The sequence below is a fragment of the Flavobacterium sp. PS2 genome (genome assembly GCF_046250155.1).
Lineage (GTDB): Bacteria > Bacteroidota > Bacteroidia > Flavobacteriales > Flavobacteriaceae > Flavobacterium.
The window spans coordinates 3,079,899-3,103,472 of the sequence record NZ_CP176426.1 but is presented as its reverse complement, the minus strand read 5'-3'; the positions used below and the strand labels follow the sequence as shown (position 1 = coordinate 3,103,472).

Here is a 23,574-nt window from a genome sequence, read left to right as displayed (position 1 = left end):
GTAACTAAAAACTATTTTAATGTTAACCTTTTAATGCTTTTATTAATACTTTATCAATCTTTACGCCATCCATATCGATGACTTCCAACTCAAACTTTTGCCAAATTAATTTCTCTCCTTCTTTAGGAATACGAGATAATTCAGTCATTATTAAACCACTTACTGTTGTAACTTCATAATCATTAATTAATTCATCTAACTCAAAATAAGTTAGGAAATCATGCAATGAATAATGCCCATCGACCAACCAAGTTCCATCTTCTCTTTCTATTAACTGAAATTCGTCTTTATAAAAATCGGCAGCGTCTCCTACAAGAGCTTCCAGAATATCATTTAATGTTATAATCCCTTGAAAAATTCCATATTCATCAGAAACGAAAGCATAATGTATTCCCGTTTTCTTAAAATTCTCTAGTGCTTTATAAGCCGTCGTCTGCTCCATTATAAAAGGAGCTTCGGTCATTATAGAAGCTAAACTGAAATCTTCTTTTTCAATATTGGCAAAAATTGTTTTCAAATTAACAACTCCCGAAATATCATCATAGTTCTCTGTATAAACAGGATAAATGGAGTGTAAATCTTCTAAAATTAATTCTTTTACACGCTGTTTATCTGAATTTAATGGTAAGAAAACAACTGATTTTCTATGCGTCATTAACGAGTTAACTTTTCTATCACCGATATGAAAAACACGTTCCACAATATCTTGTTCTATCTCCTGTACTTCACCACCCTCAGTACCTTCTTTAATAATAGCTTTTATTTCTTCTTCGGTAACTTTACCATCGGCAGTAGGTTTTATTTGCAAAACATTCAATAAAAAATCTGTCGAGTTGGTCAACAACCAAATAAACGGAGCCGTAATAATCGAAATAATCTTCATTGGCAAAGCCACCGCTTTAGCAATAGCTTCAGGATGATTCAATCCAATTCTTTTAGGCAACAACTCACCCAAAACAAGAGAAAAGAAAGTTAAAACCACGACTACAATCCCTACAGCAACAGAATGCGCATAAGGTTGAAAAACTTCAAATTTGCTAACAAAAGCCTCAACATCCATCGTAATTTTATCACCACTATAAATACCGGTCAAAATCCCTATTAAGGTAATTCCGATTTGTACAGTAGATAAAAATTTATTTGGGGAATTAGCTAAATCAAGGGCAATTTTGGCACTTTTATTTCCTTTTTTGGCAGCTGTCTCTAATCTATTCTTCCTTGCCGAAATCAATGCGATCTCCGACATTGAGAAAACCCCATTTAAAATTATTAGAAAAAATATTATTAGTATCTCCATTTTTATATTTAAACATTTAAAGTTTAAAGCCTAAAATTTGCCCAAATAAATATTACTTAGGCAAATTTCAAACCTTAAACTTTAAACTATTTTCTTTTATTACAAATTATCAATTACACTTGTCAAACGCTCAGTTATTTCTTCAATAGATCCGATACCGTTTACAGCGTGGAATTTATTTTGTTCTTTATAATACCCTATTAATGGAGCAGTTTTCTCATTATATTCCTGATATCTTACACGAATTTTTTCTTCGTCCTGATCATCAGCTCTACCACTTGTTTTTCCTCTTTCTAATAAACGCGCTACCAGAATTTCATCATCAGCTTCTAAAGCGATTGTTGCAGTTACACTAGATCCAATTGTTGGCAAAAATTTATCCAAAGCTCTTGCTTGATCTAATGTTCTTGGATAACCGTCAAACAAAAATCCTTCAGTATCTGGATGTTTATTCACTTCATCTATTAACATTGCAGTAGTAACTTCGCAAGGAACTAATTCACCATTGTCCATAAAAACTCTTGCTTTCTTACCTAAATCTGTATCATTTTTTAAATTAAAGCGAAAAATATCTCCTGTTGAAAGATGCGTTAATTTATATTTTTCTTTTAAAAATTCTGCCTGAGTACCTTTTCCTGCTCCAGGTTTTCCAAATAAAACAATATTAATCATAGTTTGTGTGTTGTGTCGTACTTCCTTTTTTATTTTTAAAGAAGTTTAAAGTGAATAGTTAATTTATAATTCTTTGGTTTTTGGTTCTAGTTTATTCTGCTAATTTATATACCTCTCCCAAATTTCTTCCCAAACCATCGTAGTCTAAACCGTAACCAACAATAAATTTGTTTGGAATTCGAATTCCGATATAATCAATCTTAATATCTTTTTTATAGGCTTCTGGTTTAAAGAACAAAGTAGCAATTTTTAAATGCTTCACATTTTGTTTTTTGAACATCTCTTTAAGTTCAACTAAGGTATTCCCAGTATCAACAATATCCTCAATGATAATTACTGTTCTCCCTGTTAAATCTTGATTTAAACCTATTAATTGCTTTACATCATGAGTAGTTTCTGTTCCTTCATAAGAAGCCATTTTTATAAAAGTAACCTCGCAGTGTTTTTTATATTTTTTCAAAAAATCGGCAACAACCATAAAAGAGCCATTTAGCACACCAATAAAAATTGGAATTTCATCTCCAAAATCATCTTGTACCTGAGCTACCATTTTAGTAATTGCAAAATCAATTTCTTTAGCCGAAATAAACGGAACAAATTGTTTATCGTGAAGTTGTATCATTATTTTTTACATTTAAAATAATGCGCAAAGATACAGAATTACAACCAAAATGTAAGTAACAAATATACAGTGTATACATTTTTTTTCTGAATGTTAAATATTTACAAATCATTCTTTAAAAACACGCATTAATTCGGTAAATTGTTACCCCATAACATCTTAACCATAAACTATAATGAAAACTACCTCCCAAATACTCTCGATATCATTATTAATGTTAGTAACAGCTTGTATTGGACAAGCAAAACAAGAAGAAAAAAAAGCGACAACAAATCAATCTGGAAACATTGTAAAAACGGCAGTTGGAGAAATCACATTACCTCTTCCCTACGCCACCGAATCTAAAACAAATAGTAGTAAAGTTATCAAATGGCCCGAAGGAAAAACTCCAATAGCGCCTCAGGGTTTTACGGTAACAAAATTTGCCGACGGTTTCGATAATCCCCGTTGGACCTATATTGCACCAAACAATGATATTTTTGTAGTAGAAAGCGGAACGAGAACTAGCAAAAATCAAATTACAATTTTTAGAGATTCTGATAAAGACGGAAAATTTGAAACCCGCGAAGTTTTTCTTAAAAATCTCAACAAACCATTTGGGATGTTAGTTCTTAAAGATTTTTTTTATGTAGCCAATACAGATGGATTATATCGTTATCCTTATAAAAATAATCCTTTAAAATTAGAATCCCAAGGAGAAAAAATCCTTGAACTCCCTGCTGGTGGTTACAACAACCACTGGACAAGAAATTTAATTGCAAATGCCGATGGAACAAAAATCTACATTTCTGTAGGTTCAGGAAGTAACAATGGAGAAAACGGAATGGATAAAGAAATACGCCGAGCAAATATTCTAGAAATTAATCCTGATGGAACTGGCGAAAAAATTTATGCAGCCGGACTAAGAAATCCAGTAGGAATGGATTGGAATCCCGTGAATAATGAACTTTGGACTGCTGTTAATGAACGTGATGATTTAGGCGACGATTTAGTTCCTGACTACATTACAAGCCTCAAACTAAATGGCTTTTATGGCTGGCCTTATTCTTATTATGGCAACATTCCAGATCCTAGAATGAAAGGCGCAGGTAAAGATTTAGCCGCCAAAGCAATTGTACCTGATGTTTCTGTTGGTGCACACACCGCTTCTTTAGGATTGGCATTTTACAATAAAGATAGTTTTCCTGCAAAATACAAAAATGGAATTTTCGTAGGTCAACATGGCTCTTGGAACCGAGCAAAAATAGCAGGTTACAAAGTTGTTTTTGTTCCTTTCGTTAACGGAAAGCCTTCTGGAAAACCTGAAGATTTTTTAACTGGTTTTGTAGCTAACGAAGACAAAGCAGAAGTTTACGGACGTCCCGTGGGGGTTACTGTCATGAAAGACGGATCACTTCTTGTAAATGATGATAGCGGAAATACGATATGGAAAGTAACTGCAAATAAATAAGATTTCATAATAGGCAGTGTTACTTAAAAATTAAATTACCTATTTTTAGATGCTCAATTCCAAATAAAAAATAAAATCAATGTCCTCTGAATTACAAAAAAACCTTGATTACGTAAATGCTTACAGAGAAAACAGACTTAAAGGGGCGCAAACTATTTTGGAAAATCCTGATTATTTTCCGGAATTAATTTCAATTTGCTTCGATATTAATGACAAAAATACACACAAAGCTTGCTGGATTTTAGAATTTGTATCTTATAAAAAGCTCGAATGGCTACAACCTCATCTTGATTTTTTTTGTTCGAATCTGAAAAAATTAAAAGATGAAAGTTCCATACGTCCTATTGCCAAAATCTGTCAACTTTTGATTATTTCTCATTATAAAAAAACAGAAACAAATATTTCCCTTTCCGAAACTCAACTTCAGGATATTATCGAAACCAGTTTTGATTGGTTAATTACCGATACCAAAGTAGCAGCAAAAGCCTACTCTATGCGAACTTTACACATATTAGGAAAGTATTACGACTGGATTCATCCCGAATTGCAAATTATCTTAACTAAGGATTATGCAAATCATACCGCTGCATATAAAGCAGTTGCAAGAGAGGTTCTTAAGAAAATAAAATAGCATTTTCCTATTCAATCATTATAAAGTATCTTTGCGCATCACAAACACACAACAATGAATTATTTTTCTTCTGATTTTAAATTAGGAATCTTAGGCGGTGGACAATTAGGCAAAATGCTACTTTTTGACACTCGCAAATTTGACATACAAACCTATGTTTTAGACCCAAGCGATGAAGCTCCTAGCAAAATTGCCTGTAATAAATTCTTTCAAGGGAATTTAATGGATTTTGAAACTGTTTACAATTTTGGAAAACAAGTAGATGTCTTGACTTTCGAAATCGAACTTGTAAACCTCGAAGCGCTAGAAAAACTAGAAAATGAAGGCGTAAAAGTATACCCTTCGCCAAAAACCTTAAAAGGAATTCAGAATAAAGGAATCCAAAAAGATTTTTACATTAAAAATAATATTCCTACTGCTCCATTTGAAAGATTTGAAAATCTGGAAAGTTTAAAAGCTAAAATTCAAGATTTAAAATTGCCTTTTGTATGGAAATGTACTGAGTTTGGATATGATGGAAATGGTGTAAAAGTTATTCGTCAAACATCAGATTTAGATAATCTACCAAATGTAGAATGTATTGCTGAAACAATGGTTCCGTTCAAGAATGAACTTGCTGTTATCGTTTGTCGCAATCCATCGGGAGAAATAAAAACATATCCTGTTGTTGAAATGGAATTTCATCCAGAAGCAAATCAGGTTGAATATGTAATATGTCCTGCACGAATCGACGAAAAAGTAGCTCAAAAAGCAAGAGCTATTGCGCTTAATGTTTCAGAAAAATTTAACCACGTTGGTCTTTTGGCAGTTGAAATGTTCCAAACTCAAAACGATGAAATCTTAGTAAACGAAGTTGCTCCTCGCCCACACAATTCTGGTCATTATTCTATCGAAGCAAGTTATACTTCACAATTTGAAAACCACTTACGTGCGATATTGAATCTTCCGTTAGGAAATACTGATAGTAAAGTAGCAGGAGTTATGGTAAACTTAGTTGGAGCCGAAGGGTTTTCTGGAGATGTAGTTTATCAAAACATCGAAACCATTTTAGGATGGAATGGCGTTACACCACATATATATGGTAAAAAACAAACTCGTCCTTTCAGAAAAATGGGACATGTTACCATTGTAAATGGAGATATGAACGAAGCAAGACGAATTGCCGAGGATGTTAAGAATACTATTAAAGTGATTAGTATTCAGTAACAGTTTTCAGTTTCAGTCACAGTTTATAATAGTAATCGTTTTTTAATTAGCTTTGTAAAAATTCAATAAATGAAAATTTCAAAATTACATATCAATCAGTTTAGACATTTAGAAAATCTAGATTTTGATTTTACTTATCAAAGTGGTGAACGTAAAGGTCAGCCTTTGGACAAAATATGTTTTATTGGACAAAGTGCGACAGGGAAAACCGGATTGTTAGAATTAATAAAAGAAAGACACACGTCAATCAATAATTGTATCGTTTCTGACAATTATTCATTTTCATATAAAATTGGGACACCTAATAATCTTGGAAGTGTATCATTTGATCTTAATGATAATTTAATTGAGATTACAGATAAAAAATTAATTTTCAATGAGCAAACATTTGATTATGTTCATACTGGAAATTTTTCAAATTTATTAGAAGATAATTCCAAAAAATACATTTATTATTTTAAATCTAATTTAATATCTGACAAAAACATTGAGCTTTTTGAAAAAAACCCAATAGACATCTTTGAAAAATACCCAAAACTAGACAACAGATATAGTATCGATAATTTTTTTTCAAAAGAGGATCCAATTGTTTTTGATGATAATATTGATGTAGATTTATGGCTTATCTTTTTGAAAGAAATTCTAGAATACAGAAAAAAATTTAATCAAAAAATGTCAGAGCTAATTCATAAAGGATTGCTCGCGAACGCAAAAAAATTGAGTTCAGAATTTGATAAATGGCAAAAAGAAAACCCTAATAAAGTAGAAAGTTTTGCAGAAAAATTCAATCCTCTTCTAGAAAAATTAAACTTAGCAGTTGATATTGTAAATACTGAATACACAATACCAATAATAAATAAAAGAACAGAGGAAATAATTCCTATACAACAAGCAAGTACAGGAACTAAAGGATTATTGTTATCATTTTTACCTCTATACAAATTAAACACAATAGGCTCGATTATCTTAATTGACGAACCAGAGCGTTCTTTGTATCCTGATATGCAAATGGATTTGATGGATTATTACCAAAAACTCGCTCCAGAAGCACAATTTATTATTGCTACTCACTCTCCATTTATTGCAGCATCATTTGAACCAGACGAGCGTTTTATTTTATATTTTGATGAAGAAGGAAAAGTTGCTGTTCGTAGAGGAAGCTCTCCAATTGGTGATGACCCAAATGATATATTGAAAAATGATTTTGGAGTAAATTATTACAACAAACATGGTGAAGAAGCTTATCAAAAATATATTTCGCTAAAACAGGAAGTCGCGAACGAAACTGACCCTAAAAGAAAAAAAGAATTATTATTAGAAACCGTTAAGCTCGGTGATACTTATAATTTCTAACATGAGGAGAGTTATTAAAAAAGATGATTCCGAAGTTATAAAAAAAGATTTGGGTTACATCGAAGGCAATTCAAATAATAATTTAAAAATTTCAAAAATCTTATATAAAGAGCAAAAGGGATTTTGCATTTATACAGAAGAATATTTAGGAAGAGCAGATGCTAGAGATATTGAACATTTTAATCCAAACTTAAAAGGAACAATTCAAGATTCCTATTTAAATTGGTTTTTAGTTAAACATCAATGGAATAAAGAAAAATCATCTAAATGGGAAGATTATCAACCTATTTTACATCCAACAGCAACTAATTTCGATGAAAGAATAGTTTACGACAGTGGCGATTATCATGTTTCTGAGTTAGATGATGAAGAAGCAACTAATTTGATAAAATTACTAAAGCTTGATGATATCATTTTAGCAGACGAAAGAAAAAAATACATTCAAAGAAAAGCAAAAGAACTTTCAATATATGGTGTTTCTCCAGAAGAGTTCTTTAAAATATTAATTGATGATGATATAAAACAAATATCATATCTAAGAGCAATTAATGAAGAGTTCGGTATTGATATTTGGAGCATGATTCCAGAACTTTAAACAAAATTAGAATCAGTTTTCAGTCGCAGTTTGCAACTTTAAACCTTGAACTTTAAACAAAAAATAAAATGAGTAAAGTAGCCGTAATAATGGGAAGCATCTCAGACATGCCAGTTATGCAAGATGCAATCGACATATTAAAACAATTTAATATAGAAGTTGAAGTAGATATCGTTTCGGCACACAGAACGCCAGAAAAACTATTCGATTTCAGTAAAAACGCTCATACTCGCGGAATCTCGGTAATTATTGCCGGAGCTGGAGGAGCTGCTCATTTACCTGGAATGGTTGCTTCGATGTCGCCACTTCCTGTAATTGGAGTTCCTGTAAAATCAAGTAATTCTATCGATGGTTGGGATTCTGTATTATCGATTCTACAAATGCCAGGCGGAGTTCCTGTTGCAACTGTAGCTTTAAACGGAGCTAAAAATGCAGGAATTCTTGCAGCACAAATCATAGGAAGCCATGATAAAGTAGTTTTAGACAAAATCATAGCATATAAAGAAAGCTTGAAAGAAGCTGTTTACAAATCTTCAGAAGGCTTGAAATAGTTTTCAGTTTTCAGTCGCAGTTTTCAGTATAAACCGCGACTAAAAACTAAAATTACGCTTCGTCTTCAATTTCCTCCAGAACAGACTCAAATTCATATTCAGTTATATCTTCTTTATTTATCCAGTTTTCTGAAGTAACGAGATTATAATTTACATTATCTTCTGTTGTCAATTCCCAAACAATAGCTGCTGCTTCTGGAAATGGAATATTTTGAGACATTTGATCTTCAAACAATCTCTTAATAAGATTTCTATCAGACAAACCATTATTCAATAATTTCAGTACGTTTTCGGCTGTCAACTTTTGTGCTTCGCCATCAATTGGTGTCATTGAAAAATGAACAACAGAAGCTTTTGCATTTGGAAATTTTCCGTTGTATGCTTTAAAAAGCAATTGATTGATGTGAAACAAAGTCCCTTGCATGTCTATTTCCGGGTATTCCTCACAAACCTTATCAATTAACATATTGTGGGCTATTTGCTCTATTTGCCCATCACCTAATCTATCAGCAAATTTATATTCCAAAACTATTTCGGCTGCTTCGTTAGGCTCGTAATCGGAGATAGCCATTTCTAATAATTCTGGCAAACTACTTTTCTCTGCCGCTGCGCCATCTGGATAGTTGAATTTTTCTAATAACTGAATAAAATCTTCATCAGTCCAATATCCTTCTACTTCATTAACCGTATCTATTCTCTTTATTGCAATTTGATAATTCATCGTATTTCTATGTTTACAATTTCTAATTAGTATTTTATAATTCTAATCGTATTTTTTTCAATTTACGCTTTTAAAAACGTGCACAGAAATAAATAACATATCTATAACACAATTTAAGAGGATTTTATGCCGAGAATCGATTCTGTTTAGATGATTAGATTTTTATAAATTGCTATCTTTGAGATTCAAAAATATCGACTTCAATTAATAAAATAATTATATCATAATGAGCGTTTTACTTTCAACATTTATTACTAAACACAATACTGCCCCTTTTTTGCAAATTAAAATCGAAGACTATGTTCCTGCTTTTCAGGAAGGGATTTCTTTGGCGAAAGCCGAAATTGATGCAATTGTAAATAATACTGAAGCACCAACATTCGAGAATACTATCGTAGCAATGGATTATACAGGAGATATTCTGGATCGTGTTTCGAGTATCTTTTTCAACTTAAATTCTGCTGAAACAAATGACGAAATGCAAAAAATTGCCCAAGATGTTTCTCCGTTATTATCTGAATTTGGAAATGATGTTCGCTTAAATGCTGCTTTATTTGCAAAAGTAAAAGCCGTTTACGATCAGAAAGAAAGTTTGAATCTTAATCCGGAACAAACGACTCTTTTGGACAAACAATACAAAAGCTTTTCAAGAAACGGAGCTAATTTGCCTGAAGAAAAGAAAAACCAATTACGCGAAATCGACAAAGAGTTATCTAAGTTAAGTTTGCAATTTGGCGAAAATGTTTTGGCCGAAACGAATGCTTTCGAATTACATCTTACCGATTACAACCATTTAGCAGGATTACCAGAAGGAACTATCGAAGCAGCTCGTTCATTGGCTAAAAGCCAAGAAAAAGATGGTTGGATTTTTACATTAGATCATCCGAGTTATATTCCGTTTATGACGTATGCTGATAATCGTGAATTGCGTAAGAAGCTTGCGATCGCTTTTGGAGCAAGATCTTTCCAAAATAACGAATTCGACAATCAGGAAATTGTGCTTAAAATTGTAAAACTACGTTTTGAAAGAGCCAATTTATTAGGATATAAAACCCACGCTCATTTTGTTCTGGAGGAACGTATGGCTGAAAACCCTGAGAAAGTTTTTTCTTTCTCAAATGATTTATTGGCTAAAGCCAAACCTGCAGCCAAAAAAGAGTTTGATCAACTTACTGCTTTTGCAAAAGAGTTGGATGGAATCGAGCAATTAGAAAAATGGGATAGTGCTTATTATTCGGAGAAATTAAAACAACAGCTTTTTAATCTGGATGATGAAAAACTAAAACCTTATTTTCAATTAGAGAAAGTACTAAACGGTGCTTTTACAATTGCACGAAAACTATACGGACTTACTTTTACCGAAGTATTTGATATCGATAAATACCACGAAGAAGTAATGACTTATGAAGTTACGAATGATAAAAACGAATTGGTTTCTGTTTTCTACGCCGACTTTTTTCCAAGAAAAGGAAAACGAAATGGTGCCTGGATGACTTCGTTTAAATCGCAATACAGAAAAGACGGAATAAACGAAAGACCACATATCTCAAACGTATGTAACTTTACAAAACCAACCGAAACGAAACCTTCATTACTTACATTTAATGAAGTAACAACTTTGTTCCATGAATTTGGTCACGGATTACACGGAATGTTAGCTGACACAACTTATCCAAGTTTATCTGGAACATCGGTATATTGGGATTTTGTAGAATTACCAAGTCAGATTATGGAAAACTGGTGTTACGAACCTGAAGCTTTGGCTTTGTTTGCAAACCATTATGAAACTGGCGAAATCATTCCGATGGAATATGTTACTAAAATCAAAGAAAGTGCAAGTTTTCAGGAAGGTTTAGCAACATTGCGTCAGTTAAGTTTTGGATTATTAGATATGGCTTGGCACGGACAAGATCCAACAAGTATTACTGATTTAAAAGCATTCGAAACAGAACAATTTAAAGACACTCAATTATATCCTGAGGTGAAAGAAAATGCAATGAGTACTGCTTTTTCACATATTTTTCAAGGTGGATATTCTTCTGGATATTACAGTTACAAATGGGCTGAAGTTCTAGATGCCGATGCATTTGAATACTTTCAGGAAAAAGGAATCTTTAATCATGAAGTAGCTACAAAATTTAAAGACAATGTACTTTCTAAAGGAGGAACTGAACATCCTATGATTTTATACAAACGTTTTAGAGGTCAGGAACCAAAACCAGAAGCTTTATTAAAAAGAGCGGGATTGATATAAATAGTAAACAAGCTTTAACTTGAAAAAACATTTCAAAAAACTCATATATCTTTCAATTATTGGATTAATTATAATTATTTACATCAATGTAAATATGAAATCAAAAACCAATGATTTAATTTATCATTCATTAAATGACATTCCAAAAACCGATGTTGGGATTGTTTTTGGTGCTGGAATCAATGGTGACAAGCCCAGTACTTATTTAAAAGACAGACTCGATGCTGGTATTTTATTGTACAAATCGAAGAAAATAAATAAAATTTTACTTTCTGGAGATAATGGCAGCGATGAACACGATGAGTTAACTGTAATGAAAAATTACTGTTTTGAAAACGGGGTTGACACTACTAAAATATATGTTGATTATGCAGGTTTTGATACCTATTCGACAATGTTTAGGGCTAAATCTATCTTCAAAATAAAAAGCGCTGTTTTAATTTCTCAAGAATATCACCTAAACAGAGCCATCTATATTGGTGATAAACTCGGAATAAAATCTATTGGATTTTCTGCTAATGCCAGAGAATATCAAAACTACAAATATGTATGTTTTAGAGAATACTTTTCGAGATTAAAATCGGTTATTGATGTTGCACGAAATCGAGAGCCATATTTTCTAGGAAATGAAATTGATATAAATGGTATTTCCAATTATTCTAAAGAAGACAAAAGATAAGTAAAAAAGCCGAAGTAAACAACTTCGGCTTTCTTTTTTAAAATCTAATCCTTTTTATAGCGTCTAAAAGTTTTCTTACTAATGCGATATAATTATTTATATTTGTTTATAAATCTTTTTAAACATCATTTAAATATTTATTAATGACCGAAAAATACTCTGCAACACAAAAAAGAGCTTTAAACTCCATTTGGATATTAATTTCACTTATTGCATTCTTTTACTGTAGTAACTACTTTGTTTCGTTTTACGGACCAGAAACAACCATATATGATACTATCTGGAAAGCTCAGAGTTGGTTCTTACACAGTCTTATTTTTGCTTGGTACTTTTATAAAAATGACCTTATAAAAAAGGGAATTATTATTCAGTTATTATTCATTCCCTATTTTACGTTAAGAAATGATTTGTACCTAACAGCCGATTATTATCTTCCTATAGCCAATAGCGCCTATATTCATTCAGTTGTTCAGTTTTTTACTTTTATCATTCCGATGCTTTACTTTTCGGTTTCGTATTTTAAAAATGAAAAACATGCTACAACTTTTTCAAAATATAAAACATTCCTGATTCAGTTGGTCATAACAATTGTTTTATCTTACATAATAGAGAGTGACGTCGATGAGTTTTATAAATACTTTGCCTCTGTAAGCGATTCTCCATATACTCAGGATATAATTGTTTGTTTTATTTTTCTGTTAATTTCAATAAAAACGGCACTTGTTTTAGCTGGCTTTTTTTACATATCTAACCGAATTTATTCTAGAAAAGAAATAATCAACCCAGTAGATATTCAACCTATTTCTAATTCATTTTTTAAATGGGGATTCATTATTAGTTATACGGTTTTAATAATGTGCATTATCGATTTAGGCAGTAATGCGCTTCGCGTTTCTTTTTATGCATTTGATAAGATTGAATATACTCGTGTTTTATTCTTTTTATCAAGTTTCTTTGTCCTCTTTGTAAGTGGTCGTTTTCTAGGAAACTTGCTTCAATACAGGAATTATTCACTTAAAAAATATTTTGGTGTAATCAACGCTCTTTCATTGGTTCCAATATTAAATCTTATTTCGTTTTTTATTCTATTATTTTCAAAAAAAGGCAACCAATCTATCCTAGAATATATAACTAAACTAAAAACTAAAAGGAATATCCACCTGGCTATTTACTGCGTTCTCGCTGTTGTGTTAATTTGTTATGGGTATTTTTCTACTGAAGCTGAATATAGAGATCATAATGTTTTTTATAAAATTCCAATGTTAATCATTGCAGTAATTTTATTAACGAGATTCAGGGTTACTACTAAAATTGTTCCTTTTGCCATAGCGATCATAACTTATTACGAGGATATCAAAGAGGTATTTGATTTTACAAAAGGATACCTGTTTTTCATTCAGGATAAAATTTTCTCTTTCCTTTGGCTGGCAATAATTTCAGTGTTTATGGTTTATTACGTTTTTTATTATATAATCCATAAATCATTTTATACCGAATATTTTCAAAACCAAGATGAAATAGAATTTGAAGAAAACATCAAACAATTCCAATAAAAAAAAGCTGTCGATTGACAGCTTTTTTTTTATTTCTTTCTAATTATAACCGAAGTAGCACTACTGTTCTTTGCAAAAAAATCCAGTTCAGGAGCCTCCAATTTAAAGTCAAAATTATACTTTCCGTCTTGAGGAATTTTAAACGATTTATTTTCTATTTCAAATTCCCAATTTTCGACATGTTCTATCGAATCTTTTTCTGTTGAAGAGGAATGAACAATTTCATCTTTTATTACTTTTGAATTTATGGTATGTTTTCCATCTTCTACATAAGTACTGTCAAAATGAATAATTTTACCATTAAGACTAATACTGTATTTTATCTTATATTTTGAAAACAACGAGTCTTTGCGTGTCGCTACTTTGGACCAAAACACGATTTCTTCTCCTTTTTTTAAATCTAAACTATCTATTGATGAAATGGCATTTTGGAACAATGGCATTTCACCCAAATTTTCTCCAACTGGATTGCAGGAAGTCAAAGCTAAAACTAATAAACTAACGATACTTTTTTTCATAATTATTTTTTATTAGCTAAATCTAAAGTGAAGTTTTCTGAATAATAATTAAACATTTTGACGAAAAAATCGGTTGTTTTTTCGTTTAAATTATTTTCTGTTTTCAGTAAAAACATTTTTTTGTCGTAATTGATTATCGAAAAAACCATAAATTCTTTTTCATAAACCTCTCCTGCATAATTTAAGCTGGTAATCTCTACGATAGAAGAATTACCTTTTGGGATTACCTTACACTTATCATCTGTATAAAATAACTCACTAGCCCATTTTGTATCTTGAGCCCCATAGGATTGTCCAGTTTCTAGTTTATTTAAATATTCGTAAAACAAAGCATCTCCATTTGGAGCTAATCGATATAACTTAACCAATGAATGACCATCATATTCTGGACTTGAGATTTCATTAACATTCAGAAAAGCCCCCATTTCTTTTTTAAAATTCTTGAAATAGAACTTCATTAAATTTATTTCGATTTTTGGTCTGTTATCTACATAATCTTTCCATGTAAATTCTTGCTTTGTAAAATTAGTACTCAAAAGGTTCTTAGCATTTCGTAGAAAGTAAAAAGCCAAATCGAGTTTATCTTCATTAGGAAAAGCTTTGCTCCAACTAATGCTTCCTCTGTAAATCAAATAACTTTTGGTTGTTGAATCGTATTGAAAATGTACTGTTGTAAATGTTTTATCTTCGCTAAATACGATACTGTTTTCATCCTCAAAATAGATAGTTTCTATTTCATAGTCTTCTTTCAAATCATCGATTGTAAGCAGGTTTGGATTATCATCTTTTATAATGACTACACTTTCTTCACCTACTTTACTATTAACAAACAAGGAATTTATGATTTCGACATAATCATAACTATCTTTTGTAGCCAAAGCAATTTTCCCAAATTTAGAATCCGCATCGATTTCATCCTTTTTAATAGAACTTGTTCGGAAATAATAGTTCTCTGGAATACTCAATTTCATTTCATCTGAAACTTGTGTGTTTTCTAGATTCGCTTTTGTGCTCAAAATCCTTTGTATTTCTTTGGAAGAAATTTCAAGTTTTTTTTCCACGCTTAAACTACTATCATCATTTGTCTTTTCTATACGTTTACAACCTACTAGAATTGTAACAAAAGCAAAAAGAATTAAGCTGTTTTTTCCTAATTTTAATCTGAAATTATTTCCCATACGTATTTTATTCATTCACAAATATAGAAATTTAGAAATTTTAACAAACCCTTTATTATAAAATATATAAAAGCAAAAAGCCAGTAACTAAATTTAGTACTGGCTTTTTTATTGAATTAGTAACTTATTTTAATTTCGGTAAATTCTTCATATTTGTAGGCAATGCACGAATATCACTAAATATATGACTTATCCCATTCTTAGTTCTTGGATCTAATGAATAACCATGACAATATAAACAAGAAGTAACTGCGTTAGTACCACTGCTCGCAACTGCATTTGAACTTGGTGCCTGAAAAAAGGTTTCCATAGTAGTGTTTGCTAATCGTCCGGTACCAATCGCATTTCCTGGAGTTGGTGGAGTCCCATTATAAGGATATGAATAACCATTTGGTACAACACCTCCAGAAGTCCAGGTTGCCCCTATTAGTAAATAATTTTTCCTGATATCGTTACCAACTAACATTTTGCGTACTGCATTATTAATAGAGATGATTTCACTATTAGAATTTGCAGGCGTTTTATCTTCAGCATTTGGTATCGTATCTGAAGCAACACCCCAAGCCATAATTCTTCTGACTTTAGAACTATTAAGCGTAGGATTTACAATTTTAATTACATCGGTATTAAGTGTATCATTAACTACTGTCATATTCTGGATATTTTGTCCTCCTACAGTATCATTTGCATTATCATTAAAAAGCCATCCTTTACCAGTATCTCCTTTTACTTGCTTTACTTTACCATTAACATCTGTGTATGAATATGCTGTATTAGGTGCATTTTTTAGATGTTCGAAAGTTGCCCAAATCATTTCAGGATGTCCTGCAACACTTCCTACCACATGCATTCCAACTAATGCCAATGTTGTTACTGTTGTTTTATCTGTTAATTTCCAAAGTTTAGGATCTGTCTTGTCATATACTGGAATTTTAGCTTTAATTGTGATATAAGTCTCTGCATTTGGTAAATCCTTAGCTTCAACCCAAGATGTTTTTAACTCCATTGCCAAAGCATCTGGATCTGGTGGTGGTGCAAAACCTTTCAATTTTGCATAAGCAAGAATACTGTCACGTGCAGCCGCAGTCGTTGGAAATTCTTTTGCTTTTAATGTCTTATCTTTTATACCAGTCAAAAAGTAAGCATAAACATCATTTACCATTGTTATATAATAAACTAATGAATTATTGCTCGCAACTAATGCTCCGCTAGAACCTGCCTGTCCTTGCTCAGTATCAATTATATTTCCTTTTGAATCAAGAAGAATAATTTTATTTCCCTGTTTAAATTCTTGCACAATATTTTCAGGATGAACTTTACCAGCAATTATTGCTTTAGGGCCTGAAATAGCTTTACCCTTTGTATCTACAAAAGAATGCAATCCATTGGCATTGGCAATTATTTTACCTACAACAACAGATTTATTTGCAGCATCTTTAACGGCTTCATTTTTCTCTTGAGGCTCTACCTCAAACATTTTCCCGCTTTTATCAAACACAATCGGTAATCTATTTGGTCCTGTTTGCTCAATATTACCTACTGCACTCATTATAGTATTTGGAGCATGAGGAGTCAATACTCGGTTTCCGTTTTTATCTGCCGCCGAAACATTATAAAACACAGGAGATTCCATTACTGTTCCTCCGCTTTTATATGAACCGCTAGAAGTTGGTGAGGTAATCCATAAAAACATTTGCTCCGACCATTTATAGAAATCACAGTTGTTATTATGAGGGAATGTTACACTATTTGCAGGCTCAACTAATCCGTTTTCAGTAACTGTTCCTCCCTTAAACCAAGTTTTAAATTCGGCATCTGTAACAACACAAGACTGTTCTACATCTTGGGGTAAATATTCATAATCTTTATCTGTATTAGATAGCAAATCTGTTTTCTTGCATCCTAAAAAAAGGAGCATCCCAATTGCAATAAATACAATGCTGGTTTTTATATTCAATTTTCTCATGATTTCTTGGTTTTAAACAACACTTATTTATCAAGATAAATTGGTGCTATTATTGGTTTTATTTTTTTTTGAATTTTTAGTAGAAGTATCACACTACTTCCATTCGAAAGTTACTGATGGTTTTCTTGTAGATTTAAACATAGTGTTTCCATTATACTACTCTCGTTACGTAAACTGTCTCTACCTACAATTGTTGCAAAGGCCGAAATCGAGAAAGAACCTCTTATTGGGACTTGATTAATTCTTGGCACTTTAATAACCTCAGCAACCTTTCTCTCTTTTAAAAAATTTTCGCCAAGAGATTGGTCTGAATGATAATACAGGTTTCGATAAATCCATGTATCAGAATCTAAATTTGGGGGATCGTGTGACATATTTATTTTTTTATAGGTTAAGGATTAAAAATCATTGGGGCTGATTTTTATTTTATTAAAACCATTTGATTATTCAAGAATAAAGAAACAATAATCTCATAAACCCGAATAACGTATAAATACCTGATTTTCAAATGAAATAAACATATTTTAAATAAAATCATGCCCTTGTACCTATACCGAAAAACAGTAAGCAAAAAAGACTGTCTGAATTGACAATCTTTTTCTATTTTCATCATTAAAATTACAATGCACATAAAGTCATGAATAAAAAAATGTCATAAAACAGGTTTTTTTATCCATGAAGTAAATAATAATCGGAATGAAACTTTTTTGGGTATCTAATTAAAGACAATTACTTTATAAAAAATATTATCTCTGATTGAGCAACATCTTTAAAAAGAACTCATTGGTAGATAATTGAATCTGAATACATAGTTCTATTTTTGTTTACTTCTTTTTTTTAAGTAATAGCCGTTTTTAATTAAGATCTCTAAATGATTTAAAATAAATAACGCTTTTTGTTGCCAGGACGGCAATCGCTCCATTGCATGTTTTAGCCATCGCTGTGATAACATTCCCATTAACTGTTGATCGTATCGATTAGAGCTCCCCATATATCGTTTTATTGAGATAGGAATTTCTAATGCTGCCCAATTAGCATAACTGCTTCGAGATAAACTTCCTTCTACCTCTCTTACTTCAATACAAGCTTTATTGAGTAATCCAACCCGAGCAGATTGAAGCAGGTTTTTTAAAACATAATACCAAAAATCAATTCCTTCGTTTAAGGAATCATCAATCTCATAACAGATCTCTTTCAAATATTGTTTTCGGATAACAACATTACTGCCAACTCCCATAATAAAATCTGGCGAACTAATAGTGTGCAATGCATTTGGTATTAAAAACCATTCATCGGAAAGGGGAACTAATTCTCTTTCGAATGATTTAATGTTGGGCAAATAATCATCGGATGGAACCAATACAATCCCAAGTACCAAAACATCTATATTTTCTTGTGCTATAATCAAATTGACATCGCTTAAACAAGAAGAGGTATAACAATCTTCTGCATCCAAAAAACTTACAAAATCTCCTGTTGCAAGTTCTATCCCAATATTCCTTGCATTACCAGGCCCTTTATTTTCCTCTAATTCGATAATTTGAATATCGGTTTGCAAAAATTGTGGTGCAAAAAATGATAGTGAATCTTTTAAATAAATTAAGCTTCGATCTGTGCTAGAATCATCTATAACAATAATTTGTGATGCCTTTTTATCCTGAAAAGCCAAGGAACGAATCGTATCATATATGTAAGCTTCCTTATTATAAAGAGGTATAATAACTGTATGTTCCATGATCTTTCATGATTTTCATTACTCTAATCTCGAATAAATCAAGGCTCTGACTTGATTTACATTTACAACCAATTCATCTTAACCTCGAAAAAAAAAGGGTAGATGCAAGATGTCACAAATTCATTAGTATTAGATAGAAAAGATTAAAGCTTGGTTATTAAAAAACGACCCGCCTTTCTTAAACAGTTCTGCATTATTTCATCATTAATAATTCTAATTTTTCTAGGGTTTGTTTTGCTCTTTCCATTTTAACTGCATATTCATCATTTACTTTTTGGACGTCGGCGTTACAAAAGCTGCAAACTGTTTCTTCTTCATAAACATAATTATCACATCCGTTACATAACTTAAGTGCTTTGGGTATTCTGGGAACTCTGGCTGTATTAGCTGAAACTGGAATAGGAGTTTCGCTATTTGGTGATTGTATTTCTACTATTACTCCGTTTTCATCTTCAACTATAATTTCAAAAAGTCCCATATCAAAAGAATCGCCTGGAGCTTCTTGTATTTTTCTTATTCGTTCCTTAAGTCCTTTCTTTTTTAATTCTAAAGCACGATGATGACAAAAAGGATTATTACCTCTCTTACCAAACAACACATGGCTTGTCCATGTACAGCCTGCCAAGCAAGAAGATTCGTAGTAGCAGCCTTTGCAACCTCCCCATAATTCTTCTTTATTTCTATATCTTGAAAAAACCATTTCTTCGCTATATTTCCAAATGTCTTCCAGATCCATATCTTTTACATTACCTCCTGTATAAGCACTTGTGGGTAATGACGGACAACCTTTAATTTTACCATCTGCCTCAATCCCTATTCCTGTATGTCCTGCTGAACATCCTGTATAATATTTTTCATTTCCCTGTCTCCAAATATGTTCATACGGTCCAAAATAACCAATGTTATTTCCTGCCTGTATTAAGATATTATGCGCTAAGGCTTTTCTGTATATTACGATAAGATCGTCGTAAAAATCTATTAATTCATAAGGCTGAACTATTAATTCTTCTGAGTTATCTACGGCATTTCCCATAGCAACAGCAAGTTGTATTTGCCAGTTCTTTACATCATTTTCTATTAGAACATCCAAAAGTTCATTCAATTCATTTTTGCTTCTTTTTGTAATTACTGTATTTACGCTAGAAGTTATATTGTGTTTTTTAAGGAGTTGCAAGCAATTAACTGCATGCTCAAAAGAATCTCTTCTTCCTCTTATTTTATTATGTGTATCTGGCATTCCATCGATGGAAACACCTATATTATTTATTCCTGCTTTTTTTGCGTCAATAATTCGTTCTTCATTTAAATTATATGCGCCGGATTGCATAGAACATTCAATTCCGCTTTGATGTATTCTTTCGATAATTTCAAGCCAGTCTTTTCTTAAAAAAGCTTCTCCACCAATAATGGAAATTTCTCTTGTACCAAGACGTTTAAGACTATCAATAACACCAAAACATTGTTCAGTAGTTAATTCTCCAGGTCTTACTTTTCCAGCTCTGGATCCGCAATGTGAGCATTTTAAATTACATGCTAAAGTAATTTCCCACACTACATGAACCGGAGTAGCTGTTTCATAATCATCTCTTACTCTGTATCGTGTCGAAGTCTTATCCATCTTAATTCTATTTATGGTTTGATAATTAGTTAAAAAACGGTTTAAAAAGTAAAACTTAATAAACCGTCTTTTTTAGATTACTTTTTCTTTTTCAAAGCATCAATTGCATCAAGCAATTCTACCAATGCTACATGCAAATCTTTTTGATCTCTTATAGTTTTCTTAGCTTGTTCAGCTACTGCAACCATTTTTTCTAAATCATTTGAAGCTATCGCTTCTCTGATTCCTACTCCGTAAAGTACTGTTGCCATAATATCTTGTGTTTATAGTTATTCCTACTCTTTAGGTTTTTCAGATTCACCCTTGTTTTTCTGTACAAGTCAGTTTAATTTTTCTTCTTTAAAGAATCTATCGCGTCTAGCAAGTCTAGTAAAGCTACAGTTAGATCTCCTTGGTCTTTTATGGTTTGCTTTGCTTGTTTAGCGACAGCTTCCATCTTAGCCAAATCATTTGAGACTAAAGCTTCTCTAATAGCAACACCGTATGGCATAATTATTCCCATTGTTATAGTTTTTAATAATTAATTATCGTTTTACTTCATGACTAATAACTTTTGTACGTTATGAATCATGCAAAAAATCATTGTAGTAGCTTATTCACCCAATGTTATAGTTCTTCCAAATTGTGGATCATTACTAACATTTGTGCAAAACATCCACTCAGTTGTAAAACGAGAACCATCTTCTTTCTCTCCCGTTGCTACATATTTATGATGGATATTAAGTTTTGGTTTTGGGCTTTCTAAATTAAGATTATAGAATAAAGATCTCCCAAGTGTACCAAAACCATAGGTTCCACTAGCTCCTTCAATAATAGGAAGAATAACAGGTCCAACGCCTCCACCATTCCATTCAACATAAGGATACACATTCACATTTTTTACTTTTACAGGTATTGCTTGCATAATAATAGTTTTGTCCTACTCATAAGGCTTTTCAGATCCGCCCCCGCTTTGTACTGTGCGAAACAGTCCGTTTATTTTAGTGGGTTCTGCTCCACTTATTTGATTTGAAACTAAAGCTTCTCTAATAGTGACTCAATATGGAATAATCATTTCCACTGTTATTGCATCTATCTATTATTCAGTAGGTCCAAAATGATGCAAAAAAAGTGCTGGTTCATTTGCATCCAAACAAGTCAGATGCCCCATTGTCACAGTTTTACCTTCTTTGTTTTTTCCAGTAATCATGATATCTTTCAATCCTGGTCTTAATCTGCCTAAGCGATTTCCTTTAATAACTTCAATTCCCATTTCATGAGGAGTACCAGTTTTGGTAGCAATAATATTACCCGAACCATTTTCTATTAGTATTGCCTCTCCAATAGCTGGTGCAGGAAATATCTGAGTTACTGTAATATCTGTAAGTGGACCTAGTACAATATAAGGAGGTACATTTCCAACATTAACAGCTTCAGATTCTTTAATCCCCAATCTTATGGTTCTCCCAAACTCTATATCATTGGTTGTATTTGTGCTATACATCCACGGAGTTGTAAAAGGAGTACCATCTTCATTCTCTCCAGTAGCAAAATATCTCTGATGTATACCGATACTAGATTTCTCAGGTTTTAAATCAAGATTGTAGAATACAGATCTTCCAAGTGTTCCAACAGCGTAGGTTCCGCTAGCTCCATCGATAACAGGAAGAATTACAGGTCCAATCCCTCCACCATTCCAATCAATGTAAGGGTACACTTTCACATTTTTTACTTTTACAGGTATTGCTTGCATAATAATAGTTTTGTCCTACTCATAAGGCTTTTCAGATCCGCCTCCGCTTTTTACTGTGCGAAACAGTTCGTTTTTTTAAGTGGGTTCTGCTCCACTTATTTGGTATGCTAAAAAGCATTTTAGAATTTTCAAAAACATCTTAATGGTACGTTTTTGGGGCTATTTCTATTTCAAAGCTAGAACAAACAAATACCCCTTTTGGACAAAATGTTATCAAACAGAAATTCTTTGCTATGAATCAAACAAAGAAATGACACGAAACCGAAAACCACGTATAAACACCTGATTTCAACCGTATTAAATAACAAACTGCACTTTCATACAATAAACTTTCATTTATTTTTGAAAGTTTAAAAACTTTTACTTACTTTTGATCTATGGAATTCAAAGAAGCAAAAAATAAATTCGTTCAAACATGGGGAGCATTAGGTTCTCAATGGGGTATTAATAAAACCATGGCACAAATCCATGCTTTATTAATGGTTTCAAACGAACCTGTTTCTATGGAAGATATTATGGACGAATTGCAAATTTCGCGTGGTAATACCAGCATGAACCTAAAAGCTTTGATGGATTGGGGAATTGTCTATAAAGAATACAAAACCGGAGAAAGAAGAGAATTCTTTACTGCCGAAAAAGATTTAGATGAACTTGCTGTGAAAATTGCAAGAGAAAGAAGTAAACGTGAAATTAAACCTGCTCTTAAAATTTTAAAAGAAGTTTCCTCGATTGACTCGAAGAATTCTGCAGAAGAAAAACACTTTGTTGAGCAAACCACCAAGTTGTATGATTTTGTTTTAAAAGCAGATAATATGTTAGATAAAATGACCGAATTCAATGAAAACTGGTTGGGACGTTTGGTCCTGAAAATTATGAAGTAAAACATCAAACTAAAAAAATTTAATTAAAACTTTCATTTTTTTCTGAAAGTTTAAAACAATCAATAACCATGAAAACTATAAAAAACATTAACACATTTGCCATTTGCCTTCCCTTTGTCCTTCTACTTACCTATCCCGTATTTAAAGAATTGGCATTTATACTAGCCTTATACTCAACTATGCTAACTGGGTTCCTACAATTTTCAATTGGTGTAAAAATGCTAATCGATAATCCGCATGATAGAGCTCTCCAAACTTATATGGCAGTAGTAGCTTCGTTCTTTATTCTTTGGTTAATTAATCACCGTCTAAATTATAATCACTTTTTAACCTATATATTATTTCCTACTCCTCTACTATTA

At 31.9% G+C, this 23,574-nt stretch carries 24 protein-coding genes; 10 read left to right on the top strand and 14 right to left on the bottom strand.

Going from position 1 to position 23,574, the window contains the following annotated elements; genetic code table 11:
• Positions 1 to 22: 22 nt before the first annotated feature.
• From ACJ6WR_RS13435 to hpt, 3 genes are all read right to left on the bottom strand, one after another.
• On the bottom strand, positions 23 to 1,297 hold the full coding sequence (locus tag ACJ6WR_RS13435; RefSeq protein WP_082001760.1) for a hemolysin family protein: 1,275 nt from the start codon (positions 1,295 to 1,297) through the stop codon (positions 23 to 25).
• Positions 1,298 to 1,396: 99 nt separating this feature from the next.
• Positions 1,397 to 1,969 carry an adenylate kinase gene (locus tag ACJ6WR_RS13430; protein ID WP_039111758.1) on the bottom strand — a complete coding sequence of 191 codons (573 nt, stop codon included), beginning with the start codon at positions 1,967 to 1,969 and terminating at the stop codon, positions 1,397 to 1,399.
• 91 nt (positions 1,970 to 2,060) lie between these two features.
• The gene (gene hpt / locus ACJ6WR_RS13425; protein ID WP_039111759.1) at positions 2,061 to 2,591 is read right to left on the bottom strand and encodes a hypoxanthine phosphoribosyltransferase; all 531 of its coding nucleotides are present in this window, start codon (positions 2,589 to 2,591) and stop codon (positions 2,061 to 2,063) included.
• Positions 2,592 to 2,766: 175 nt separating this feature from the next.
• Between hpt and ACJ6WR_RS13420 the strand changes: the two genes are divergently transcribed.
• From ACJ6WR_RS13420 to purE, 6 genes are all read left to right on the top strand, one after another.
• Entirely contained in the window at positions 2,767 to 4,041 is a 1,275-nt protein-coding gene (locus ACJ6WR_RS13420) for a PQQ-dependent sugar dehydrogenase (RefSeq protein WP_409415502.1), read from the top strand.
• A gap of 79 nt (positions 4,042 to 4,120) precedes the next feature.
• Positions 4,121 to 4,672: a hypothetical protein gene (locus ACJ6WR_RS13415; protein WP_409415501.1), complete on the top strand. Its 552-nt coding sequence runs from the start codon at positions 4,121 to 4,123 to the stop codon at positions 4,670 to 4,672.
• A 54-nt stretch (positions 4,673 to 4,726) separates the two neighbouring features.
• Positions 4,727 to 5,878: a 5-(carboxyamino)imidazole ribonucleotide synthase gene (locus tag ACJ6WR_RS13410; protein WP_409415500.1), complete on the top strand. Its 1,152-nt coding sequence runs from the start codon at positions 4,727 to 4,729 to the stop codon at positions 5,876 to 5,878.
• Positions 5,879 to 5,947: 69 nt separating this feature from the next.
• The gene (locus ACJ6WR_RS13405; RefSeq protein WP_409415499.1) at positions 5,948 to 7,231 is read left to right on the top strand and encodes an AAA family ATPase; all 1,284 of its coding nucleotides are present in this window, start codon (positions 5,948 to 5,950) and stop codon (positions 7,229 to 7,231) included.
• 1 nt (position 7,232) lies between these two features.
• Entirely contained in the window at positions 7,233 to 7,826 is a 594-nt protein-coding gene (locus ACJ6WR_RS13400; RefSeq protein WP_409415498.1) for a hypothetical protein, read from the top strand.
• Between the two features lie 68 nt (positions 7,827 to 7,894).
• Entirely contained in the window at positions 7,895 to 8,377 is a 483-nt protein-coding gene (gene purE, locus ACJ6WR_RS13395; RefSeq protein ID WP_409415497.1) for a 5-(carboxyamino)imidazole ribonucleotide mutase, read from the top strand.
• A 52-nt stretch (positions 8,378 to 8,429) separates the two neighbouring features.
• Here the strand turns inward: purE and ACJ6WR_RS13390 are convergent, their stop codons facing one another.
• Positions 8,430 to 9,098: a hypothetical protein gene (locus tag ACJ6WR_RS13390; RefSeq protein WP_409415496.1), complete on the bottom strand. Its 669-nt coding sequence runs from the start codon at positions 9,096 to 9,098 to the stop codon at positions 8,430 to 8,432.
• Positions 9,099 to 9,324: 226 nt separating this feature from the next.
• On the opposite strand from ACJ6WR_RS13390, the gene ACJ6WR_RS13385 reads away from it, so the two are divergent.
• The 3 genes from ACJ6WR_RS13385 to ACJ6WR_RS13375 all read left to right on the top strand — a co-directional run bounded on the left by ACJ6WR_RS13385 (position 9,325) and on the right by ACJ6WR_RS13375 (position 13,584).
• The gene (locus tag ACJ6WR_RS13385) at positions 9,325 to 11,352 is read left to right on the top strand and encodes a M3 family metallopeptidase (RefSeq protein WP_409415495.1); all 2,028 of its coding nucleotides are present in this window, start codon (positions 9,325 to 9,327) and stop codon (positions 11,350 to 11,352) included.
• A gap of 94 nt (positions 11,353 to 11,446) precedes the next feature.
• Complete coding sequence (locus ACJ6WR_RS13380) at positions 11,447 to 12,031, top strand: vancomycin high temperature exclusion protein (RefSeq protein ID WP_240474656.1); 585 nt, start codon at positions 11,447 to 11,449, stop codon at positions 12,029 to 12,031.
• Positions 12,032 to 12,174: 143 nt separating this feature from the next.
• Positions 12,175 to 13,584 (top strand): hypothetical protein, encoded by a 1,410-nt coding sequence (locus ACJ6WR_RS13375; protein WP_409415494.1) that lies wholly within the window; start codon positions 12,175 to 12,177, stop codon positions 13,582 to 13,584.
• Between the two features lie 29 nt (positions 13,585 to 13,613).
• Here the strand turns inward: ACJ6WR_RS13375 and ACJ6WR_RS13370 are convergent, their stop codons facing one another.
• From ACJ6WR_RS13370 to ACJ6WR_RS13325, 10 genes are all read right to left on the bottom strand, one after another.
• Positions 13,614 to 14,102: a hypothetical protein gene (locus ACJ6WR_RS13370; protein ID WP_409415493.1), complete on the bottom strand. Its 489-nt coding sequence runs from the start codon at positions 14,100 to 14,102 to the stop codon at positions 13,614 to 13,616.
• 2 nt (positions 14,103 to 14,104) lie between these two features.
• Complete coding sequence (locus tag ACJ6WR_RS13365; RefSeq protein ID WP_409415492.1) at positions 14,105 to 15,295, bottom strand: hypothetical protein; 1,191 nt, start codon at positions 15,293 to 15,295, stop codon at positions 14,105 to 14,107.
• 109 nt (positions 15,296 to 15,404) lie between these two features.
• Positions 15,405 to 17,246, bottom strand: coding sequence for a hypothetical protein (locus ACJ6WR_RS13360; RefSeq protein ID WP_409415491.1), 1,842 nt, complete (start codon positions 17,244 to 17,246; stop codon positions 15,405 to 15,407).
• A gap of 110 nt (positions 17,247 to 17,356) precedes the next feature.
• A complete protein-coding gene (locus ACJ6WR_RS13355) occupies positions 17,357 to 17,620 on the bottom strand; it encodes a hypothetical protein (protein WP_409415490.1) in 264 nt (87 codons plus the stop codon).
• A gap of 440 nt (positions 17,621 to 18,060) precedes the next feature.
• Entirely contained in the window at positions 18,061 to 18,981 is a 921-nt protein-coding gene (locus ACJ6WR_RS13350) for a glycosyltransferase family 2 protein (RefSeq protein WP_409415489.1), read from the bottom strand.
• A 193-nt stretch (positions 18,982 to 19,174) separates the two neighbouring features.
• Complete coding sequence (locus ACJ6WR_RS13345; protein ID WP_409415488.1) at positions 19,175 to 20,599, bottom strand: radical SAM protein; 1,425 nt, start codon at positions 20,597 to 20,599, stop codon at positions 19,175 to 19,177.
• Positions 20,600 to 20,676: 77 nt separating this feature from the next.
• Positions 20,677 to 20,850: a DUF1843 domain-containing protein gene (locus ACJ6WR_RS13340; RefSeq protein WP_082001761.1), complete on the bottom strand. Its 174-nt coding sequence runs from the start codon at positions 20,848 to 20,850 to the stop codon at positions 20,677 to 20,679.
• A gap of 74 nt (positions 20,851 to 20,924) precedes the next feature.
• A complete protein-coding gene (locus tag ACJ6WR_RS13335; RefSeq protein WP_409415487.1) occupies positions 20,925 to 21,101 on the bottom strand; it encodes a DUF1843 domain-containing protein in 177 nt (58 codons plus the stop codon).
• 90 nt (positions 21,102 to 21,191) lie between these two features.
• A complete protein-coding gene (locus tag ACJ6WR_RS13330; protein WP_323489851.1) occupies positions 21,192 to 21,503 on the bottom strand; it encodes a hypothetical protein in 312 nt (103 codons plus the stop codon).
• A 174-nt stretch (positions 21,504 to 21,677) separates the two neighbouring features.
• Entirely contained in the window at positions 21,678 to 22,331 is a 654-nt protein-coding gene (locus ACJ6WR_RS13325; RefSeq protein ID WP_323489852.1) for a hypothetical protein, read from the bottom strand.
• Between the two features lie 377 nt (positions 22,332 to 22,708).
• On the opposite strand from ACJ6WR_RS13325, the gene ACJ6WR_RS13320 reads away from it, so the two are divergent.
• Positions 22,709 to 23,212, top strand: coding sequence for a GbsR/MarR family transcriptional regulator (locus tag ACJ6WR_RS13320; RefSeq protein ID WP_039111775.1), 504 nt, complete (start codon positions 22,709 to 22,711; stop codon positions 23,210 to 23,212).
• Positions 23,213 to 23,574 lie beyond the last annotated feature (362 nt).

What these genes read in the sequence shown, in the direction of transcription:
- ACJ6WR_RS13410 (WP_409415500.1), top strand. Translation starts at nt 4,727, where the DNA reads ATGAATTATTTTTCTTCTGATTTTAAATTAGGAATCTTAGGCGGTGGA.
- ACJ6WR_RS13350 (WP_409415489.1), bottom strand. Translation starts at nt 18,981, where the DNA reads ATGGAACATACAGTTATTATACCTCTTTATAATAAGGAAGCTTACATA.
- purE (WP_409415497.1), top strand. Translation starts at nt 7,895, where the DNA reads ATGAGTAAAGTAGCCGTAATAATGGGAAGCATCTCAGACATGCCAGTT.
- ACJ6WR_RS13405 (WP_409415499.1), top strand. Translation starts at nt 5,948, where the DNA reads ATGAAAATTTCAAAATTACATATCAATCAGTTTAGACATTTAGAAAAT.
- hpt (WP_039111759.1), bottom strand. Translation starts at nt 2,591, where the DNA reads ATGATACAACTTCACGATAAACAATTTGTTCCGTTTATTTCGGCTAAA.
- ACJ6WR_RS13400 (WP_409415498.1), top strand. Translation starts at nt 7,233, where the DNA reads ATGAGGAGAGTTATTAAAAAAGATGATTCCGAAGTTATAAAAAAAGAT.
- ACJ6WR_RS13335 (WP_409415487.1), bottom strand. Translation starts at nt 21,101, where the DNA reads ATGGGAATAATTATGCCATACGGTGTTGCTATTAGAGAAGCTTTAGTC.
- ACJ6WR_RS13385 (WP_409415495.1), top strand. Translation starts at nt 9,325, where the DNA reads ATGAGCGTTTTACTTTCAACATTTATTACTAAACACAATACTGCCCCT.
- ACJ6WR_RS13345 (WP_409415488.1), bottom strand. Translation starts at nt 20,599, where the DNA reads ATGGATAAGACTTCGACACGATACAGAGTAAGAGATGATTATGAAACA.
- ACJ6WR_RS13355 (WP_409415490.1), bottom strand. Translation starts at nt 17,620, where the DNA reads ATGTCACACGATCCCCCAAATTTAGATTCTGATACATGGATTTATCGA.
- ACJ6WR_RS13320 (WP_039111775.1), top strand. Translation starts at nt 22,709, where the DNA reads ATGGAATTCAAAGAAGCAAAAAATAAATTCGTTCAAACATGGGGAGCA.
- ACJ6WR_RS13360 (WP_409415491.1), bottom strand. Translation starts at nt 17,246, where the DNA reads ATGAGAAAATTGAATATAAAAACCAGCATTGTATTTATTGCAATTGGG.
- ACJ6WR_RS13340 (WP_082001761.1), bottom strand. Translation starts at nt 20,850, where the DNA reads ATGGCAACAGTACTTTACGGAGTAGGAATCAGAGAAGCGATAGCTTCA.
- ACJ6WR_RS13435 (WP_082001760.1), bottom strand. Translation starts at nt 1,297, where the DNA reads ATGGAGATACTAATAATATTTTTTCTAATAATTTTAAATGGGGTTTTC.
- ACJ6WR_RS13390 (WP_409415496.1), bottom strand. Translation starts at nt 9,098, where the DNA reads ATGAATTATCAAATTGCAATAAAGAGAATAGATACGGTTAATGAAGTA.
- ACJ6WR_RS13380 (WP_240474656.1), top strand. Translation starts at nt 11,447, where the DNA reads ATGAAATCAAAAACCAATGATTTAATTTATCATTCATTAAATGACATT.
- ACJ6WR_RS13325 (WP_323489852.1), bottom strand. Translation starts at nt 22,331, where the DNA reads ATGCAAGCAATACCTGTAAAAGTAAAAAATGTGAAAGTGTACCCTTAC.
- ACJ6WR_RS13365 (WP_409415492.1), bottom strand. Translation starts at nt 15,295, where the DNA reads ATGAATAAAATACGTATGGGAAATAATTTCAGATTAAAATTAGGAAAA.
- ACJ6WR_RS13330 (WP_323489851.1), bottom strand. Translation starts at nt 21,503, where the DNA reads ATGCAAGCAATACCTGTAAAAGTAAAAAATGTGAATGTGTATCCTTAT.
- ACJ6WR_RS13420 (WP_409415502.1), top strand. Translation starts at nt 2,767, where the DNA reads ATGAAAACTACCTCCCAAATACTCTCGATATCATTATTAATGTTAGTA.
- ACJ6WR_RS13430 (WP_039111758.1), bottom strand. Translation starts at nt 1,969, where the DNA reads ATGATTAATATTGTTTTATTTGGAAAACCTGGAGCAGGAAAAGGTACT.
- ACJ6WR_RS13415 (WP_409415501.1), top strand. Translation starts at nt 4,121, where the DNA reads ATGTCCTCTGAATTACAAAAAAACCTTGATTACGTAAATGCTTACAGA.
- ACJ6WR_RS13375 (WP_409415494.1), top strand. Translation starts at nt 12,175, where the DNA reads ATGACCGAAAAATACTCTGCAACACAAAAAAGAGCTTTAAACTCCATT.
- ACJ6WR_RS13370 (WP_409415493.1), bottom strand. Translation starts at nt 14,102, where the DNA reads ATGAAAAAAAGTATCGTTAGTTTATTAGTTTTAGCTTTGACTTCCTGC.